The organism is Sphingomonas telluris (genome assembly GCF_022568775.1).
Lineage (GTDB): Bacteria > Pseudomonadota > Alphaproteobacteria > Sphingomonadales > Sphingomonadaceae > Sphingomicrobium > Sphingomicrobium telluris.
The window spans coordinates 34,038-51,884 of the sequence record NZ_JAKZHW010000002.1 but is presented as its reverse complement, the minus strand read 5'-3'; the positions used below and the strand labels follow the sequence as shown (position 1 = coordinate 51,884).

At 64.8% G+C, this 17,847-nt stretch carries 23 protein-coding genes; 12 read left to right on the top strand and 11 right to left on the bottom strand.

The window, feature by feature from the left end:
• Positions 1 to 65: 65 nt before the first annotated feature.
• Complete coding sequence (locus LZ016_RS11210; RefSeq protein ID WP_241447562.1) at positions 66 to 950, top strand: peptidylprolyl isomerase; 885 nt, start codon at positions 66 to 68, stop codon at positions 948 to 950.
• 1 nt (position 951) lies between these two features.
• On the opposite strand, the gene LZ016_RS11205 is transcribed toward LZ016_RS11210, so the two are convergent.
• From LZ016_RS11205 to LZ016_RS11195, 3 genes are all read right to left on the bottom strand, one after another.
• Positions 952 to 1,191 carry a hypothetical protein gene (locus LZ016_RS11205; RefSeq protein ID WP_241447561.1) on the bottom strand — a complete coding sequence of 80 codons (240 nt, stop codon included), beginning with the start codon at positions 1,189 to 1,191 and terminating at the stop codon, positions 952 to 954.
• Positions 1,192 to 1,332: 141 nt separating this feature from the next.
• The gene (locus tag LZ016_RS11200) at positions 1,333 to 1,641 is read right to left on the bottom strand and encodes a PilZ domain-containing protein (RefSeq protein WP_241447560.1); all 309 of its coding nucleotides are present in this window, start codon (positions 1,639 to 1,641) and stop codon (positions 1,333 to 1,335) included.
• 24 nt (positions 1,642 to 1,665) lie between these two features.
• Entirely contained in the window at positions 1,666 to 1,917 is a 252-nt protein-coding gene (locus LZ016_RS11195; RefSeq protein WP_241447559.1) for a PilZ domain-containing protein, read from the bottom strand.
• Positions 1,918 to 2,165: 248 nt separating this feature from the next.
• Here LZ016_RS11195 and LZ016_RS11190 point away from each other — a divergent pair, with 248 nt between their 5' ends.
• Positions 2,166 to 3,530 (top strand): L,D-transpeptidase family protein, encoded by a 1,365-nt coding sequence (locus tag LZ016_RS11190; RefSeq protein WP_241447558.1) that lies wholly within the window; start codon positions 2,166 to 2,168, stop codon positions 3,528 to 3,530.
• On the opposite strand, the gene LZ016_RS11185 is transcribed toward LZ016_RS11190, so the two are convergent.
• Both LZ016_RS11185 and LZ016_RS11180 read right to left on the bottom strand, forming a co-directional pair.
• Positions 3,527 to 4,198: an alpha/beta hydrolase family protein gene (locus LZ016_RS11185; RefSeq protein ID WP_241447557.1), complete on the bottom strand. Its 672-nt coding sequence runs from the start codon at positions 4,196 to 4,198 to the stop codon at positions 3,527 to 3,529. The genes LZ016_RS11190 and LZ016_RS11185 overlap by 4 nt on opposite strands.
• Positions 4,199 to 4,274: 76 nt before the next feature.
• Positions 4,275 to 4,898 carry a murein L,D-transpeptidase catalytic domain family protein gene (locus LZ016_RS11180; protein WP_241447556.1) on the bottom strand — a complete coding sequence of 208 codons (624 nt, stop codon included), beginning with the start codon at positions 4,896 to 4,898 and terminating at the stop codon, positions 4,275 to 4,277.
• Positions 4,899 to 5,230: 332 nt separating this feature from the next.
• On the opposite strand from LZ016_RS11180, the gene rpsU reads away from it, so the two are divergent.
• A complete protein-coding gene (rpsU, locus tag LZ016_RS11175) occupies positions 5,231 to 5,437 on the top strand; it encodes a 30S ribosomal protein S21 (RefSeq protein WP_187478788.1) in 207 nt (68 codons plus the stop codon).
• Between the two features lie 29 nt (positions 5,438 to 5,466).
• Positions 5,467 to 6,057 carry an FKBP-type peptidyl-prolyl cis-trans isomerase gene (locus tag LZ016_RS11170; RefSeq protein ID WP_241447555.1) on the top strand — a complete coding sequence of 197 codons (591 nt, stop codon included), beginning with the start codon at positions 5,467 to 5,469 and terminating at the stop codon, positions 6,055 to 6,057.
• Position 6,058: 1 nt separating this feature from the next.
• On the opposite strand, the gene LZ016_RS11165 is transcribed toward LZ016_RS11170, so the two are convergent.
• Genes LZ016_RS11165 through pyrE form a run of 5 tightly spaced genes read right to left on the bottom strand, consistent with a single transcriptional unit; the run spans position 6,059 to position 9,769 of the window.
• A complete protein-coding gene (locus LZ016_RS11165; protein WP_241447554.1) occupies positions 6,059 to 7,159 on the bottom strand; it encodes an AI-2E family transporter in 1,101 nt (366 codons plus the stop codon).
• A 2-nt stretch (positions 7,160 to 7,161) separates the two neighbouring features.
• Positions 7,162 to 8,040 carry a signal peptidase I gene (lepB, locus tag LZ016_RS11160; protein ID WP_277622768.1) on the bottom strand — a complete coding sequence of 293 codons (879 nt, stop codon included), beginning with the start codon at positions 8,038 to 8,040 and terminating at the stop codon, positions 7,162 to 7,164.
• Positions 8,041 to 8,448: a holo-ACP synthase gene (gene acpS, locus LZ016_RS11155; RefSeq protein ID WP_241447553.1), complete on the bottom strand. Its 408-nt coding sequence runs from the start codon at positions 8,446 to 8,448 to the stop codon at positions 8,041 to 8,043. It abuts the gene before it with no gap.
• Positions 8,445 to 9,155 (bottom strand): pyridoxine 5'-phosphate synthase, encoded by a 711-nt coding sequence (locus tag LZ016_RS11150; RefSeq protein ID WP_241448357.1) that lies wholly within the window; start codon positions 9,153 to 9,155, stop codon positions 8,445 to 8,447. Before LZ016_RS11150 ends, acpS begins: the two co-directional genes overlap by 4 nt.
• A gap of 29 nt (positions 9,156 to 9,184) precedes the next feature.
• Positions 9,185 to 9,769, bottom strand: coding sequence for an orotate phosphoribosyltransferase (gene pyrE / locus LZ016_RS11145; protein ID WP_241447552.1), 585 nt, complete (start codon positions 9,767 to 9,769; stop codon positions 9,185 to 9,187).
• Between the two features lie 166 nt (positions 9,770 to 9,935).
• Between pyrE and coxB the strand changes: the two genes are divergently transcribed.
• The 4 genes from coxB (at position 9,936) to LZ016_RS11125 (ending at position 14,728) form a co-directional block, all read left to right on the top strand.
• A complete protein-coding gene (gene coxB, locus LZ016_RS11140; RefSeq protein WP_241447551.1) occupies positions 9,936 to 11,033 on the top strand; it encodes a cytochrome c oxidase subunit II in 1,098 nt (365 codons plus the stop codon).
• A 24-nt stretch (positions 11,034 to 11,057) separates the two neighbouring features.
• Positions 11,058 to 12,731: a cytochrome c oxidase subunit I gene (ctaD, locus tag LZ016_RS11135; RefSeq protein WP_241447550.1), complete on the top strand. Its 1,674-nt coding sequence runs from the start codon at positions 11,058 to 11,060 to the stop codon at positions 12,729 to 12,731.
• Positions 12,732 to 12,850: 119 nt separating this feature from the next.
• Positions 12,851 to 13,837, top strand: a complete 987-nt coding sequence (locus LZ016_RS11130; protein ID WP_241447549.1) for a L,D-transpeptidase family protein — start codon at positions 12,851 to 12,853, stop codon at positions 13,835 to 13,837.
• Between the two features lie 96 nt (positions 13,838 to 13,933).
• Positions 13,934 to 14,728: a PEPxxWA-CTERM sorting domain-containing protein gene (locus LZ016_RS11125; protein WP_241447548.1), complete on the top strand. Its 795-nt coding sequence runs from the start codon at positions 13,934 to 13,936 to the stop codon at positions 14,726 to 14,728.
• A 3-nt stretch (positions 14,729 to 14,731) separates the two neighbouring features.
• Here the strand turns inward: LZ016_RS11125 and LZ016_RS11120 are convergent, their stop codons facing one another.
• The gene (locus LZ016_RS11120; protein ID WP_241447547.1) at positions 14,732 to 15,322 is read right to left on the bottom strand and encodes a peptidylprolyl isomerase; all 591 of its coding nucleotides are present in this window, start codon (positions 15,320 to 15,322) and stop codon (positions 14,732 to 14,734) included.
• Positions 15,323 to 15,392: 70 nt separating this feature from the next.
• Between LZ016_RS11120 and LZ016_RS11115 the strand changes: the two genes are divergently transcribed.
• From LZ016_RS11115 to LZ016_RS11105, 4 genes are read left to right on the top strand one after another with little or no spacing between them, the layout of a single operon-like run.
• Positions 15,393 to 16,298, top strand: coding sequence for a heme o synthase (locus LZ016_RS11115; RefSeq protein ID WP_241447546.1), 906 nt, complete (start codon positions 15,393 to 15,395; stop codon positions 16,296 to 16,298).
• Positions 16,295 to 16,426 (top strand): cytochrome c oxidase system small membrane protein, encoded by a 132-nt coding sequence (locus LZ016_RS15560; protein WP_277622767.1) that lies wholly within the window; start codon positions 16,295 to 16,297, stop codon positions 16,424 to 16,426. The genes LZ016_RS11115 and LZ016_RS15560 overlap by 4 nt, the downstream gene beginning before the upstream one ends.
• A complete protein-coding gene (locus LZ016_RS11110) occupies positions 16,423 to 16,968 on the top strand; it encodes a cytochrome c oxidase assembly protein (protein WP_241447545.1) in 546 nt (181 codons plus the stop codon). Before LZ016_RS15560 ends, LZ016_RS11110 begins: the two co-directional genes overlap by 4 nt.
• 35 nt (positions 16,969 to 17,003) lie before the next feature.
• Complete coding sequence (locus tag LZ016_RS11105; RefSeq protein WP_241447544.1) at positions 17,004 to 17,834, top strand: cytochrome c oxidase subunit 3; 831 nt, start codon at positions 17,004 to 17,006, stop codon at positions 17,832 to 17,834.
• Positions 17,835 to 17,847: the final 13 nt, after the last annotated feature.

Sequence of the window (17,847 nt, the reverse complement as noted above, 5' to 3'; positions counted from 1 at the left end):
GTTGCGCCGATAGCCGCACGCGCAATCGTCGGCTAGACCGGGCCATTCGCAAGGGGGAGGTGTCGATGCGAGCGTTGCTGTTGCTGTCCGCGGCTGTGCTGATCGGGGCCGCTCCTCCACAGAAGCCGAAGACGCCCTCGGAGATCGTCGCGCAGGCCCCCGCCAGCGTGTGGCGCGACATCGACCCCGACGATCTGCTGGTGATGGATCTCGGCAGCGGCGGACGTGTGGTCATCCAGCTCGCTCCAGAATTCGCACCGGTCCACGTGGCGAACATACGGGCGTTGGCGAAAGGCAGCTGGTGGACCGGCTCGACCATCTACCGCGTCCAGGACAATTACGTCGTCCAGTGGGGAAACAACGAGGGCAAGAAGCCTCTCCCGACCGGCGTCGTGGCCAAGCCGCCGGCGGAATATCATCGGGCGCTAAAAGGCCTCACGGTCAGGCCGCTCGGCTATCCCGACGACTATGCGCCGCAGGCGGGCTACGCGTCGGGTTGGCCGGTTGGCTACGACGCCAAGGCGGGGACCGCCAACCTTACGCACTGCTATGGCTATGTGGGTGTGGGGCGCGACCTCTCCCCAGACACCGGCACCGGAGGTGAGCTATATGCCGTGATCGGCCATGCGCCACGACACCTCGACAGGAACATCGCCGTCGTCGGACGAGTGATCGAAGGCATTGAGCGGATGAGTTCGCTGCCCCGCGGAACGGAGGCGCTCGGCTTTTACAAGTCCGAGAGGCAGAACGTGCCGATCTCCATGGTGCGGCTCGGAAGCGAGATCCCGGCGGCGGAGCGTCCGGCCTTCCAGGTCATGGACACGAACAGCGCGACCTTTGCGGCCTACCTGCGCGGCCGCGCCAATCGGAACGACGATTTCTTCATCCGTCCGGCGGGCGGCGTCGACCTGTGCAATGCACCGGTGCCGATAAGGCGGAAGCCTTCCTAGGCTAGGCCGCCCAAGCCCGGTCGTGGTGCCGGTTCTTGTGCTGGATGATGACCGGAGCGTTATGCGAGCGCATGCTCGCCTCGGCGAGCGGAAGAGCGGTCGCGCAGAATGCGCATTCGGCGGACATGCGGCCGATCAGCCAGTGCGTGCGGCCGCAGCCTGGGCAATGGTTGACTTCGTGCTCGCGATAGACGGCGTGATAGCCTCTGCCGGTCAAATAGCTGACTGAGTCCGTCGGCATATACTCTTCCTTTCGACAGCGCCTAACGAGCGAAAGGAAGCGCGGTTGCATGCAACGACGAGAACTGCCGTTAACTTCAGTGAGTTAACAAGAACGTGGGGAACGGCAGGAAGTGTCCTGCGAGCGGCGGCCTGCAGGCGGTTAGTCGTCTGAGTGGATGTTTTCGACTGGGACCGGTTCCGAGAATTCCGCGCCGATCCGGTCTCCCGCGACCCATTTGACGAGCGCGTTTACGCGCTCCTTCCCGGGCAGCATCAGCCAGACACGCGTGCCGACCACGAATTCGCCGTCGGTCTCGGCCATGAAGCCGCGTTCGGAAATATTGAGGACCCGCGCTTCGACGCCCTCCGCACCCAGTTCTCTTACGCGCGCCTCGAGTTCTACCGGAACGCGCGACTCCCGCCGCCTTTCCTCGACATCCGAGGTCTCGCCGATGCGCGCCTTAATCATGGAAAAACTCATCTCCATGAGCCGCTACTCTCCAGCCGCGGCAAAGTTCACGCCAATACGTCCGTCGCGCACCCAACACACCGTTCCATAGACCCGGCCGCGGCCGAGCAAATGCAGTACAACCCCTTCACCGATATGCGGCATGAGGGAAAAGATTACCATAGCTCCCGACGGCGATACGTTGGCGATGCGAACCATGTGCTTGCGGCCACGAAGCTCCAGCACCGCCGTCTGCGATTCCACCTCTTCGCGAGGCTCGGCCCGTTCGTCGAACATTCGCCGCACGTTGCGCGGTATCATCGACCCATGAAGCATGACGTTCCCACTCCAACTCACGTCGAAACCAAGGCTAAATGCCCGGGACTTAAGGATTCGTGTCGCCCGGACTGCAGAAGCAACCTAACTGTTGCTCCGGCGTCACTGGCACCGCTAGTTTAGCATGTGTATGGGTGAACCATGCATCCCGCCCGTGCCAAGGCGCAGCTACTCGTCTCAAAACACGGGATTTTCTTGAGGTGGTAAGAGTGGGGTCGAAAAGCATCCTGATGTTCACTGCGCTCGCGGCGCTTCCGGCCGGCCTGGCGCTTGCGCAGCCGACGCAGCCCGTGAGGGCGCCGGTGGCGGCAACTCCGGTCCAGCCGACTCCAGCGTCGCCGCCAGTCGCGCAGCCCGCCCCGCAGGGGGCCGTCCCGCAAGCGCAGCCGCAGCCGGCACTGCCTCCTCCTCCTCCGCCACCGCCGCCCCTCTGGACCGCCGCGGATGCTAACCAGCTCCTGATGACGATCCTGACGTCGGCGAAGGAGGGGCTCGACCCGATCGATTATGATGCTGCCGGGCTGATCGCTGCGATGCGCACGAACGATCCGGTGCAGCTATCTGCGGCCGCGACCGAGCGGTTCAACAAGCTGTCGTCGGACCTGGCGCTAGGCCACGTGCGCGGTGACGACCGGCAGAACTGGCATATTCCGGACCCGGACCTCGATGCCGCTCGTCAGGACCAGCTCCTCCGCGCATCGCTGGCCACGCACCGCGTTGGCGAGGCGCTCACGGGACTGCTGCCGACGCATCCGCAATATCTGGCGCTCCGGCATGCGCTGGAGGTGACGCCGAAGACCGAGACTGCGAAGGTCGACCGCATCCGCCTCAACATGGACCGCTGGCGCTGGCTGCCGCGCGATCTTGGGGAGCGCTACATCATCGTGAACGTGCCGGCCTATACGGCGGCGCTGGTCGAGAACGGCGTCACGGTTTCGCGCCACCGCGCGGTGTCGGGGGCGGTGAAGACGCCGACCCCGCAGCTGATGGCGAACGCCGTCGGCGTGATCCTCAACCCTTGGTGGGAAGTGCCGCCCAGCATCTCGAAAGAGGTCGCGGGCAAGCCGGGCTACGTCGCGCTCAAGAGCCCAGACGGAAAGCTTCTGCGCTGGCGGCAGCCGCCGGGGCCGCGCAACGCGCTCGGGCAGATCAAGTTCGTGATGTACAATCCGCAGAACATCTATCTGCACGACACGACCGCAAAGAGCCTGTTCGATGCCAAGGCGCGTGCCTACAGCCACGGCTGCATCCGCACCGAGCACATCATGCTGCTCGCCGAGCGGCTGCTGACGGAGGGCGCCCCGGATCCGGCAACCGCCCCCGAGGGCACTACGATCTGGACGCCCGAGAGAGTTCGCGAGACGGTCGCCAGCCGCAAGACGATCCAGGCGAACTTCCCGAAGCCGCTGCCGGTCTACATCGTCTACATGTCGTCGGCCGCGCTCGCGGACGGATCGATCAAGGACTATGCCGACATCTACAAGAAGGACGGCAAGGTCCTGGCGGCCCTGAACGACATGCCCAGGGCTCCCAAGTCGGCCGCCAAGCCCAAGGACAAGGTCGCTTCGCGCTAGTTCGCTAGTAGGATTGCCCAGTTCGCGAGCGCATCGAGCGCTTCGGCTTCGGCTTCGGCATTGGTTCGGCCGCTCTTGGCGGCGACCTTGAACGAATGGTCGGCCTCATCGACGAGGTGGAGGCTGGTGCGACCGCCCAGCCTCGCGATCACCGGCTGCAGAAGGTCGAGTTCCGCGAGCGCATCGCGGGTCCCCGAGATGAAGAGCATCGGCACGCGGACGTTCGTCAGATGGTCCGCCCGATCGACGCCTGGCTTGCCTGCGGGGTGCAGAGGAAAGCCGAGGAAAGCGAGACCGCGGACATTGGGCAACGGCTCCTCCGCCTGAGTCTGTGAAGTCATCCGCCCTCCGAAAGAGCGTCCGCCCGCAAACAGCGGCAGGTCTCCCGCAAGTTCGGCGGCCCTCGCCGCGGCAGCTCGAACTGCCGTATGGGCGAGCCTCGGGGGGTCAGGGCGCTTCCCGCCCTTCTCCGTGTAAAGGAAGTTGTAGCGCAGGGTGGCGATGCCGCGCTCCGCGAGACCTGCCGCATTCGAGGCCAACGAGCGGTGAGTCATGTTGGTGCCGGCGCCATGAGCGAAGAGATACAGCGCCCGTGCGTTCGGGGGCCGAAGCAACAATCCGGACACCTCATCCTCGCCGACGGGAATGGAGACGTTCAGCGGGTCCATGGCCGCCGACCGTTAGCGCAAAAGAAAAGGCCCCGGAATCGCTTCCGGGGCCCTCTGCTGATTCTGTCCGGTGCTCCTAGGCGAGCTTGTCCGCGTAGATCATGCGGCCGCCGGCCAGCTTCCGCATCACGTCCCATTGGCTCTTTCGGCTGAAGGCGAAGCAGCCTTCTGAGCGGCCGAGCTTGCCGTGGGCCGCGATCATGTCGGGCTCGGCATACCAGGCGTTGTGGATGACGATGGCGCGCGCCTCGGCATTGTTGTTGGTCCAATCCAGGCCTGCGACCTTCATCGAAAGGCCGTACTTGCCGTCGTAATAATCGCCGGTGACGTAAGTGCCGTTCGAAGTCGCGTAGGAACCGAACTCGTTCGAGAAGCGCTCGACGAAGCCGGAATGATCGGGATCGGAGCCGCGGCCATGCGCGACCATGTGGCTTTCGACCGAGCCATTCATGAGGTCGACGACGTGGAAACGGGGTTCGCTCGACGGCTTCGAGAAATCGACGATGCCGATCACGTCGCGCGCGCGGGCCTGATAACGGTGTGAATCGAGCGCAGCCTTGGCCTTCTCGAACAGGCGCTGGTCGACACCGTAAGGCGCCGGCTGAGCCGGGACGAGCGGCGCAAGCGGATCCTTCGGAACCGGCGGCGGCGCATAAACGATGGATGGGAGCCCAACCGAGCTCGCGGCCGACGAGAGCATTGCCCCCGCAGCACCAACAGCCCCCCAACGCAGGACTTCCCTTCGATTCAACCCCATTACTTCCCCACTCTCGATGAAGCGGGCCTTGTACCATTGGGAAGGTTAATCGCCGATAACCGAGACTATGCAGATATTTAGCTTATCGTGCCAAGAACTCGTTTCACCGCAGGACTGAACGGTTCATCGCCCGGGAATCGCCTTGCATGCCTCTGGGGACGCTGCTAAAGGCCGCGCCCCGACACAGCCCTGCTGCGCCGGGCGAGATGTATTGGGCGGAACGATTCGGTCGTTCTGGCCGCAACAGCAAAATTCGGAGTTTCGACAGGGCATTTATGCAGATCATCGTTCGCGACAACAACGTCGACCAGGCGCTTCGCGCACTGAAGAAGAAGCTGCAGCGTGAAGGCGTCTATCGCGAGATGAAGCTGCGCCGCCATTATGAGAAGCCGTCGGAAAAGCGTGCGCGGGAGCGTGCCGCTGCCATCCGCCGCGCCCGCAAGCTCGAGCGCAAGCGCGCCGAGCGCGAAGGTTCGCGTTAAGCTTTACTCCAGAACACGGGGCGACGAGCATGTCCGTTAGTGAGACCGCTAACCGCCCCGAGCACAGAGGGCGCGGCCTGAAAACCTGGCTGGCTCTGCTTGCCGTCATCGTAGCTGGCGTTGCCGTGGCGTGGCTGGGCGCAAGCCCGCTGCGCGGCGAGACGACGCCTACCGGCGTGGTCATCCGCACGGTGAAGGCGGGCGAAGGCCCCTTCATCCAGGCGCAGGACGGCGTGATGGTCGAATATGAGGGCCGCCTGCCCGACGGAACCGTGTTCGACGACAGCGCCCGCCACGGCGGTCCGCAGCCGATGATTGCGGGCCAGGTGATCCCCGGCTTCGCTGAAGCCCTTTCGAAGATGCAGAAGGGCGGCAAGTACAAGATCCATATCCCGGGCAAGGAAGCCTATGGCGAGAACCCGCCGCCGGGCAGCCCGTTCGGACCGAATGCCGACCTCGATTTCGACGTGCACATCGTCCAGATCGTGCCCAACGCCGCGCTGATGGCCGGCGCTCCGGGCGCTGGCGGCGAGCCTCAGGCCGCTCCGCCGGAAGGCCAGCCGCAGCCCGAAGCGCAACTGCCGCCTCAACCTGAGGCTCAGCCCCAGCCGCAGCAGTAAACTAGGCCGGTTTCGGCTTCTTCCCGACGACCTCGGGAGTTTCGCCTTCATCCTCGGCGTGCGCGCCGCTGAGATCGACGAGCATGACCTTCAGCGTTGCTAGAATTGGGTCGGCGAACAGGACGCCGAGGAGCCCGAACAAAGCGCCCATCAGCAGTTGCATGGCGAGCACGATGGCCGGCGCGAGGTCCACCGTCCGCCGGGCGATGTACGGGATGACCAGATAGCCGTCGACGTTCTGAACGAAGAAGTAGACGAAGATCGCCCACAGGCCTTGATGCGGGCCGGCACTGAATCCGACTGCCACCATCAGCACGCCCGAGGTGATCGCGCCGATATTGGGGATGAAGGCCAACAGGCCGGTAATGAGGCCGAGCAGCGCGGCCATCGGCACGCCTCCCAGCGACAGCATGATCCACGTGAACACACCTTCGAAGACCATGCCGAGCAGGCGCCCGAAGAGCAGGCGGCGCAGCGTGAAGCCGACGTGTGCGGCTATCCGGTAGAAGCGCTCCCGATGGCGGATCGGCAGCATCCACGCAATGCCGCGGTCGTAGATGCGCGGCTCGATCGCCAAGAAGATTCCGATGACGATCATCAGGATGACGCTAGTCAGGGCGCCGATGGCGCTGCCTACCGCGCTCGTCAGGCGGCCGACCGACCCCAGCAGCTGCGACCCGAGATTCGTCGGCGGCCCCTTGGGGATCAGCCCCAGCGACGCCGCGAACTCCATCAATCGGTTGAACTGCAGGGTCACCACGCCGCGCAGGGCTTCGAACTGGGCAGCAATGGTGGTGCCCGCGAACCAGATGACCCAGGCCAGGAAGCCGAAGCCGAGGATGAGGACGAGCAGGAGGCGGAGGCCGCGCCGGATCGGAAGCACTCGACCGAGGAGACGGGCGCCACCATCGAGGAATACGGCGAAGATCATGCCGCCGACAATCAGGAGGAGCGGCTGAGCGAGGACAATGACGCCGACAATCAGGAGTGCGAGGCCGAACCAGACCGCCGCCTTCTGAAGCTCGCGGCGAACGAGAGGGTCGCGGAATTCGGCGGGGCCTGGTCGCTCGACGTGCGGTTCGGTCGTCGGCGGCCGGGCCACGCTTACTCCTTGTGACCTCTTAGCGAGGTCCCGGCGCGGCCGGAGCGAAGCGCCTCGAACCAGCTGAGCGGGTTCAGGACCTGCCCCGTTCCATCGAGCGAGAAGGTGATGAACTCGGCCCTCCCGCCAATATTCTCCCACGGCACCGGACCGCCGAGGCCGTTCTCGGGCGGACCCAGATCGAACCGGCTGTCGGCGCTCCGGTCGCGATTGTCGCCCATCAGGAAGAGGTGATCGGCGGGAACGGTGATCGGGCCGTAATTGTCGCCCGGACTCTGGCCGAGGTCGATCGTGTCGTAGGTGACGCCGTTCGGCAGCGTCTCACGGACGATCGGCAGACGGCAGAAGGCCTTGCCGTCGGCAGTCTCCACCTGAAAGCCTGAGAATTCGATGCCGCACGGGACGTTGGCGTCGACCGGCACCATCACCGGCGCGCGGCGCTCCGACTTCACGGGTTTGCCGTTGATGACGAGGCGGCCGTCGCGCACCTCGATGGTGTCGCCGGGAAGGCCGATGACCCGCTTGATATAGTCGTCGCTTTGGCCCGGCGGAGTGACGATGACGATGTCGCCGCGTTCCGGCATCTTGCCAAGCAGGCGTCCATCCCAGTGCGGGAAGACGTGGAAGCTAGGGGACACCCAGGACCAGCCGTACGGATACTTGCTGACGACCAGCCGGTCGCCCTTGAGCAATGCAGGCATCATGGATTCGGACGGGATGTAGAACGGCTTGGCGACGAAGCTGTGGAACAGCAGCACCGCAACGAGCACCCACAGCAGTCCCTTCACCTCGCGCCAGATGGCGGAGCCGTGGCTTTCCTTCTTTTCGACCGGCGGCGCGACCACCGGGTCGGCGCTCGCTTCGGGAACAGTATCGGTCAATCAGGGCTCCAGCTTGCGGGCGGCCAGGATAACGAAGGCCTGCGCCCAAGGATAATCGTCGGTCATGGTCAAATGGATGTCGATGGCGTGGCCTTCCGGCGCAAGAGCGTCAAGCCGCGCCTTTGCTCCGCCCGCGAGTTGTAATGTCGGCGCCCCTGACGGCGCATTAACGACGCCGATGTCCTTCATGTAGACGCCGCGCTTGAAGCCGGTGCCGACCGCCTTGGAGAAGGCCTCCTTCGCGGCGAAGCGCTTGGCGAGCGTGCCGGCGATGGTGTGCGGGCGGGAAGCTGCTTTTCGCCGCTCGACGTCGGTGAAGACGCGGTTGAGGAAACGGTCACCGAACCGCTTCAGCGAATTCTCGATCCGCTCGATGTTGCAGAGGTCGGATCCGATGCCGACGATCACCGCGCCTGGTCCATCAGTTCGCGCATGCGGCGGACGCTGGCGTCGAGGCCCGTGAAGATCGCCTCGCCGATGAGGAAGTGGCCGATGTTGAGCTCCGCAATCTGCGGAATGGCCGCGACCGGCACGACATTGTCGAAGGTCAGGCCATGGCCGGCGTGCGGCTCGATACCGTTCTTCACGGCCAGCGCGGCGCAATCCGCGATCCGCTTGAGCTCCGCTGCACGGACTTCGCGCTCCACATGGGCGTAGCGCCCGGTGTGGAACTCGACGACCGGCGCGCCGAGCCGCAATGCGGCTTCGACCTGACGCTCGGACGGCTCGATGAACAGGCTGACGCGGATGCCCGCAGCACCGAGCTTATCGGTGAAGTACGCGAGGTGGTTGTGCTGCCCCGCGGCGTCGAGCCCTCCTTCGGTGGTGCGCTCCTCGCGGTGCTCCGGGACGATGCAGGCCGCGTGCGGCTTATGGCGAAGCGCGATCGCCAGCATTTCCTCCGTTGCGGCCATCTCCAGATTCAGCGGCAGGTCGATCTCCGCCATCAGCCGGTCGATGTCGCGGTCGGTGATGTGGCGACGGTCCTCGCGAAGATGCGCGGTGATGCCGTCAGCACCAGCTTCGGCGGCCAGGACTGCGGCGCGCACCGGGTCGGGATGATCGCCCCCGCGCGCGTTCCGGATGGTCGCGACGTGATCGATGTTGACGCCCATTCTGAGCAAATTCGGACGGAGCTTGCCAGTCACGCGGCCGCGCGGCTCCCGGGCTTGACCGCCGGAATTGCCGCGAGCTCGGGCGGGACCTTGTCCGCTTCGTATGTCGGCACGTCGATGCGGATCAGCGAGGTGTAGGGGACGCCGAGGTCCGCCGTCCCGCCGGAGCGGTCGACGATGGACGCGGCGGCGATGACCTCGCCGCCGGCTCCTTCGATCGCATTGATCGCCTCGCGGGACGAGAGCCCGGTCGTCACGACGTCCTCGACCATCAGGACCTTGTTGCCCGGATCGAGGCGGAAGCCACGGCGCAGCTCGAACGTGCCTTGCGGCCGCTCGACGAAAACGGCCGGTTTGCCGAGCGCGCGGCCCATTTCATGGCCGATGATGACGCCGCCCATCGCCGGCGAGACGACGATGTCGATCGCATTGCGCGTCTGTTCCGGAATCCGTGCGGCGAGCGCGCGGGCGATCCGCTCCGCCCGAGCGGGGTCCATCAGCAGCCGCGCGCATTGCAGATACCGGGGGCTGCGCAGGCCCGACGACAGGATGAAATGGCCCTCGAGCAGCGCGTCCGCGGCCCTGAATTCGGCCAGCACGTCCTCGTCGGTCATTGGCGATCCTCTTCCTGAACGACCGCGTGAATAGGCCGCTGGGGCACGCCCTTCAACACCTGTAGATGAGGCGCTTGAGAGAGCGAAAAGCCATGCCTATAAGGCCGCTGATTCAGGGGGTCCCTCTCTGGTGCTCCAGTCCCATACCCAAGTCACCGGGGTGAAAATGAAACTGATTGCATGGGCACTCGCCCTCGCTGCCGCCGGCCTTACACCCGCAGCAGCGCAAGCTCCGCAAGCTGCCCAGCCGACGGCTGCGCAGACGCAGGCCGCTCAGCCCGCGTCCGCTCAGCCCGGACCGCAGTCGCCGGCCGCCGCGAATGCGCCGGCCCCGTCGACTCCCGACAAGGCCAATCCGGCTGCGGTGACGACGACGGAGACGGGCGTCGGCCATGCGCTGCCGGAAAGCAGCATCGGTATGCCGATCAAGGCGGGCACGGGCATCCAGGAGCAGGTGACTGAGGTTGGACGCACGGCCGCCAGCTTCCACAATAACTGGCTCCTCCTGCTTTGCGCCGTGATCAGCCTGTTCGTCCTGGTGCTCCTCGGCTGGACCATCGTCCGTTATCGACGCGGAGCGAACCCGACGCCGTCGCGCACGTCGCACAATACGTGGCTCGAGGTGGCCTGGACGCTCGTTCCTGTCGTCATCCTCGTCGCCATCGCCATTCCGTCGATGCGGCTGCTGCGCACGCAGTACACCTTCCCCAAGGCCGACGTGACGGTGAAGGTCACCGGCAACCAGTGGTTCTGGACCTACTCCTATCCCGACAACGGCGGGTTCGAGATCGTCTCCAACCTGCTCAAGGAGCAGAAGGACGTGAAGCCCGGCGAGCGCTTCCGCACCGACGCGGACGGGCCGCCGCTGCTCGCGGTCGACGAGCGCATGGTCCTCCCGGCCGGCAAGGTGGTGAAGTTCCTGGTTACCTCGAACGACGTGATCCACGCCTTCTGGGTGCCTGCCTTCTATAGCAAGATCGACGCCAACCCGGGTCAGGTGAACCAGATCTGGGCTAAGGTCGACCGTCCGGGCGTCTACTTCGGCCAGTGCACCGAGCTTTGCGGCGCGCGCCATGGCTACATGCCCATCGTCGTCGAGGTCGTTTCACCTGAGAAATATGCGCAGTGGATCGCTGCCAAGGGCGGGACCATGCCGGGTGCGCAGCCTGCCGCAGCTCCCGCGGCCGCCGCAACGCCTGCGCCGACGCCGGCCGCGGCGCCTGCCACCACGACACCTGCAGCCGCTCAGCCCGCGGCGCGTTAAAGCTTACGATCGGAACGAGAGCCAATGGCAACGACCGCTGACACCCTCCCGCTGAAGTCGCACGAGGCGCATGACGCGCATCACGATGCCGATCACAAGCCGGGCTTTTTCACCCGCTGGTTCATGTCGACGAACCACAAGGACATCGGCACGCTCTACCTGATCTTCGCGATCATCGCGGGCATCATCGGCGGCGGCATCTCCGGCATCATGCGCTGGGAGCTGATGGAGCCGGGCATCCAGGTCCTTAACCGCGCCTGGCCGATCGGCGCCGGCACCGCGAACTTCGACGAATGGACGCACCACTGGAACGTGCTGATCACCGCGCACGGCCTGATCATGGTCTTCTTCATGGTCATGCCGGCGATGATCGGCGGCTTCGGCAATTGGTTCGTTCCGCTGATGATCGGCGCGCCGGACATGGCGTTCCCGCGCATGAACAACATCAGCTTCTGGCTGCTCGTCCCGGCCTTCCTCCTGCTCCTCGGCTCGACCTTTGTGTCGGGTGGAACGGGGCTCGGCGCGGGTACCGGCTGGACGGTCTACGCACCGCTATCAACGACAGGCTCCGCGGGGCCCGCGGTCGACATGGCGATCTTCTCGCTCCACCTTGCGGGTGCGAGCTCGATCCTCGGCGCGATCAACTTCATCACGACCATCTTCAACATGCGCGCACCGGGCATGACGCTGCACAAGATGCCGCTATTCGTCTGGTCGATCCTGGTGACGGTGTTCCTGCTTCTTCTCGCGCTCCCGGTCCTTGCCGGTGCGATCACGATGCTGCTGACCGACCGCAACTTCGGCACCAGCTTCTTCGATCCTTCGGGCGGCGGTAACCCTGTGCTCTACCAGCACCTGTTCTGGTTCTTCGGCCACCCCGAAGTGTACATCATGATCCTGCCCGGCTTCGGCATGGTCAGCCAGATCATCGCGACCTTCAGCCGTAAGCCGGTCTTCGGCTACCTCGGCATGGCCTATGCGATGGTCGCCATCGGCGTCGTCGGCTTCGTCGTGTGGGCCCACCACATGTTCACCGTCGGCCTCTCCATGGAAGTGAAGATGTACTTCACCGCCGCGACGATGATCATCGCGGTTCCCACCGGCGTGAAGATCTTCAGCTGGATCGCCACGATGTGGGGCGGCTCGCTGACGTTCGAGACCCCGATGCTGTGGGCGATCGGCTTCATCTTCCTGTTCACGGTCGGCGGCGTTACGGGCGTCGTGCTCGCGAACGGCGGCGTCGATAACTACATGCACGACACCTACTACGTGGTTGCGCACTTCCACTACGTGCTCAGCCTCGGCGCGGTGTTCGCGATCTTCGCCGGCTTCTACTACTGGTTCCCGAAGATGAGTGGGAAGATGTACAACGAGCTTCTCGGCAAGCTGCACTTCTTCGTCATGTTCGTCGGCGTGAACATGGTCTTCTTCCCGATGCACTTCCTTGGGCTGGACGGCATGCCGCGGCGTATCCCGGACTACACGCCGGCGTTCACGCACTTCAACCAGATCGCGACCTACGGCTACATGGTCACGATTGCGGGCATGGCGATCTTCTTCGTCAACCTGATCTGGTCGCTCGCGGCCGGCAAGAAGGCTCCGGACAATCCATGGGGCGAGGGTGCCACCACGCTGGAATGGACGCTGTCCAGCCCGCCGCCGTTCCACCAGTTCTCGACCCTGCCGGTCATCAAGTAAGCGGTTCGAGATACGAGACAGAAACGCCCCGGTTCGCGCCGGGGCGTTTTTTGTTTGTGCGGTGTGTCTTCGGGAAAACCCCGACTGACTCCCTCACGGCACGCGGCAATCATCGCCCGATGAAGAGACTTGCCCTGGTGCTGGCCTGCACCGCTTCCGCCGCCCTTCTGACGGCCCCCGCATCGGCGCAGGAGGTCGCGCGCGGCGATCGTCCGATCCTGACCGTCGGCAGCCAGCTGAAGAACGGCGAATATGTCTGGGCGCCGGAGCTCAGCCCCACGGGGCCGGCTCTCTTCGTGGTCAATCTGGAGACGCAGCGGGCGGTGCTGTTCCGCAACGGCGTGCCCATCGCGGCGACGACCATCTCATCGGGAAAGGCCGGAAACGAGACTCCCACCGGCGTCTTCACCATCCTGCAGAAGCGCAAGGAGCATTATTCGAAGACCTACAACAATGCGCCCATGCCCAACATGCAGCGCCTAACGTGGAGCGGGATCGCTCTCCATGCGGGCAAACTGCCGGGATATCCGGCCTCCCATGGCTGCATCCGGTTGCCTCATGCTTTCTCGACCTTGCTGTTCGGCGCGACCGAGATGGGCATGACGGTCGTCATCACCAGCATCCCCGCCGTGCCGAGTGGATCGGATGCGCCGGCGCTCGCGACCATGGCGGCCGCCACGCCTACCGTGCCGCTCTCCAACGCGCCCTATGAATGGCATCCGGAGCGCTCGCCGGCGCATGAGGACAGCATCGTGTCCGTGGTCATCAGCGTCGCGGACGGAAAAGCCGTGGTCATGCGCAACGGGATCGAGATCGGGTCGGCTCCCGTCCGCGTAACTGGCGAGACCAGGCCGATGGCCTACGTGCTCCGCGCGTGGGACTCCACCGGCAGGCACTGGCTGAAGCTGCAGTTCGCTGGAGCGGGCGAAAGCATGGAAGTCGACCAGTCCGAAGCGAAGCGGTTCGAGGCGCCGGAAAAGTTTCGATACGACGTCGGAGCGGCGCTCCGGCCAGGGAGCGTGATCATCGTCACGCCGGAGTCCCTGCACGCCGGAAGCACCGGCCGATCGCAGACTGTACTGGAAGAAGACATGCCGCCGCGTTGATTTTGCGGGAGAGGCGGCTTCGATCTGCTCCTGGTTAATGATAAACTTACATCAATCGAGTCGCTCCCCTGCACACGTCTCACGGAAGGAATGAGAATGTCGCGGCGTGCTCTCTCTCTGATTGCTGCTGTCGCCCTTTCGGCCAGCCTTCTCGCCGCTCCTGCATCGGCCCGTCGTACGGTGATCGACCAGGGGCAGTTCATCGACATCGGAACTGAGATCACGCCCTGCACGATCGGTGTTGCATGCACCGGGACATCGCTGGGATTCAGCTTCGACTTCGGCAACGGCCTCACGGACCAGGCCTACATCTACGATCGCGGGATTGTCTCGTTCGGCGAGGAGATCCCGCTCGGCGTGGACGCCAACGCCGACTTCACGACCTTCGGCGTACCGGTGATCGCGCCGCTCTATGCGCCGGGCAACACCGGCACGGCGGGCCCGTACGACGCCTTCTTCGGGACGATGAGCGCGGGAACGTTCCCCGAAACGCAGCCGAACTTCGGCACGGACATCGCGGTGATAACGTTCCTCAGCTCGCTGGACGGCGGCGGCTTCCCGACGCCTTACATCCATCTTCTGATCGACGCTTCATCCGGCGAAATCCGGTTCGAGTTTATCCACGGCCAGAGCTTCCTCGATTCCGAGGGAACGCTGACCCTGGCGCTACCGGACACCGCTGGCACCCAGATGGGGTACCTTCTTGGGAGTACGCAGTTCTTGCAGGACCCGCCCAACATCGAGGGCGTGAATGCGTTCAGCTACGTCAGTGGAAGCACGAGCGGCGGCGTTCCGGAGCCTGCAACCTGGGCGATGATGCTGCTTGGGTTCGGCGCGGTCGGTTTCGCGATGCGGCGTCGGCGCGCCGCGGCCCAGCCAGCACTCGCGTAGCTCCTATCCGGCGACGCGCGTCGCCTTCGTGATCTTCACCACCGGGTCGAGCATCTGGCCGCGCATTACACCTTCGCCTTTCGTCGGCGACGTCGGGGCGACGAGGATCGACTTCACCACGTCCATCCCTTCGACGACGTGGCCGAACGCCGCGAAATTCTTGTCAAAGGACGGGATGTCGGTCGTCAGGATGAAGAAGTCGGCCTTAGCCGAGCCGGGAGAGAAGGCGGCCATCGAGACCGTCCCCGCGACATGCCTGATGCCCGTCTCGCTGACCGGCTCGTGCTTGATCGCCGGATAGAGCTTGCGGGCGTCGCTGGTGATGCCACCCTGGATTATCCCGCCGCCGTCAGTGAACTTCATTGCGCGGTAGAAACTCTCGCCGTTGAAGCGGCCGGCATCGACATATTTCAGGAAGTTCGCGGTCGTGATGGGCGCATGGGCGCGGTCCAGCGCGAGGACGATGCGGCCCGCGCTGGTGTCGAGCGCGACCTTGACCTGGTCTTCAGCCGGAGCCGGTGCCGCCGGGGCGGTCTGGGCTGCGACGGGGGAGGCGAGCAACAAGCTGAGCGCAAAGGCGAATCGGATCATCATTCTGCGAATCTAACCATGGCCGCCGAGGGTTCCAGTCTCCGCTTCTCCCCTCTATAGCCCGGCGCGAGTCATGACTCCCTCGATCGCGCAACCAACCCTGCCCGCCGACTGGCGCGACCTCGTCGCGCTGACCAAGCCGCGCGTCATGAGCCTGGTGGTCTTCACCGGCCTGTGCGGACTACTCGCGGCTCCGGTAAGCCTGCCCCCCGTTCTCGGCTTCACCGCCATCCTGTGCATTGCGCTGGGTGCAGGCGCGGCGGGAGCGCTCAACCAGTGGTACGAAGCGGACCTCGACGCAAAGATGCGCCGCACGGCCAATCGCCCGCTGCCCGCGCGGCGGATGGATCGGCAGTCGGCATTGCACTTCGGCGTCGGCCTGTCGGTCTTCTCGGTCGTCCTTATGGACCTCGCGACTAATCATCTCGCTGCCCTGCTGCTGGCCGTTTCGATCCTCTTCTATGTGCTGGTCTACACCGTCTGGCTGAAGCGGCGGACGGCCCAGAACATCGTCATCGGCGGAGCCGCCGGAGCCTTCCCGCCGCTGATCGGATGGGTCGCCGCGACGGGCCGGATCGAACTGCTGCCCGTGCTTCTGTTCGCCATCATCTTCCTGTGGACGCCGCCGCATTTCTGGGCGCTGTCGCTGTTCGTGAAGTCGGACTACGCCGCTGCGAATGTGCCGATGCTGCCGGTGGTCGCGGGCATCCAGAACACGCGGCTGCAGATCCTTCTCTATAGCCTGACCGTCGCGGTCGCGGCCGTGGCGCCGTGGGCGTTCAGCCTGACGGGCGCGATCTACGGTATCGCAGCCGCCGTCCTGAGCATCGTTTTCCTCGCCCTGGCGGTCGCCGTCTTCGCCAATCGGGCTTCGGAGCCGAGCGGGATGAAGCCGGAGCGGCGCCTGTTCGCTTTCTCCATCCTCTATCTTTTCGCGCTGTTCGCAGCGCTTGTCCTCGATCGCTGGATGGCCGCATGAACCCGATGCCGGAAGACGAACTGCTCAAGCGGCAGCGCGAACGTGCGCGGCTGATGGCCTGGCTTCTCGGCGCGTTCGTGATCCTGCTGTTCCTGATCACGGTCGCCAAAATCGGGCTGCACAGGTGACGGCCGTCGCAAGCCGCAACGTCCGCACCGCGCGGATGATGGCGCTGGTGGCAGCGTGCATGCTGGCTTTGGCCTTCGCAGCCGTCCCGCTCTACCGCGCCTTCTGCCAGCTCACCGGCTTCGACGGCACTCCGCTGCGGGCCGAAAGAGCGCCGGGCGCCGTCGCGGGCCAGATCGGTGTCCGCTTCGACGCCAACATCAATGCCGCGCTGCCGTGGAAGTTCGAGCCGGTCCAGGAAACCGTGCGGATCGCGCCGGGTGCGCGGACCCAGATCCTGTATCGTGCAACGAACCTGACTGCGCGGACCACGACGGGCCAGGCGGTATTCAACGTGACGCCGGAAACGGCCGGCCCCTACTTCTCGAAAATCGAGTGCTTCTGCTTCACCGAACAGACGCTGAAGGGCGGCCAATCCGTCGACATGCCCGTCGTGTTTTACGTCGATCCGAAGATCAAGGATGACCCGGATACGAAGGACATCGACGAGATCACTCTAAGCTATACATTTTACCCAGTGGAAACTCCCGCAACGGCTCGCTAGAGGCCGATTCAAACGAGACGAGGAAAGCCCCGCGCATGGCCGCAACGAAGAACCACGATTATCATCTCGTAGATCCGGATCCCTGGCCGCTGATCGGCTCCTTCTCCGCGTTCGCTCTCTTCGGCGGGCTGGTGATGTGGCTTCACGACAACCGGTTCGGACCGTTCGTCTGCATCGCAGGCCTGATCGGTGTCCTCATTACGATGGCCAGTTGGTGGGGCAACACGATCAAGGAAGCGCACCAGGGGTATCACACGCCGGTCGTTCAACTTCATCTGCGCTACGGCATGATCCTGTTCATCGCCTCAGAGGTGATGTTCTTCCTCGCCTGGTTCTGGGCCTATTTCGATGCGTCGTTGTTCCCGTCGAGCGCCGAAGTGATCGGCGGAGTCTGGCCGCCCAAGGGCCAGAACGTGCTCGACCCGTTCGGCTTCCCGCTGCTCAACACCTTGATCCTGCTGTGCTCCGGCACGACGGTGACCTACGCGCACCACTCGCTAATCCACGGTGATCGCGAAGGGCTGAAGCTCGGCCTGCTGATGACCGTGCTCCTCGGCGTGCTGTTCACCAGCATCCAGGCGTACGAGTACATGCACGCGCCCTTCGCGTTCAAGCAGGCGAACGGCGGCACCATCTACGGTTCGACCTTCTTCATGGCGACCGGCTTCCACGGCTTCCACGTGATTGTCGGCACCATCTTCCTGACGGTCTGCCTGATCCGCGCATGGAAGGGCGACTTCACGCCGAAGCAGCACTTCGGCTTCGAAGCGGCCGCCTGGTACTGGCATTTCGTCGACGTCGTATGGCTCTTCCTGTTCGTCTCCATCTACGTGTGGGGCGGCTGGGGCGCGCCGCACGCCGGGTGACGGGCCTGGGCGG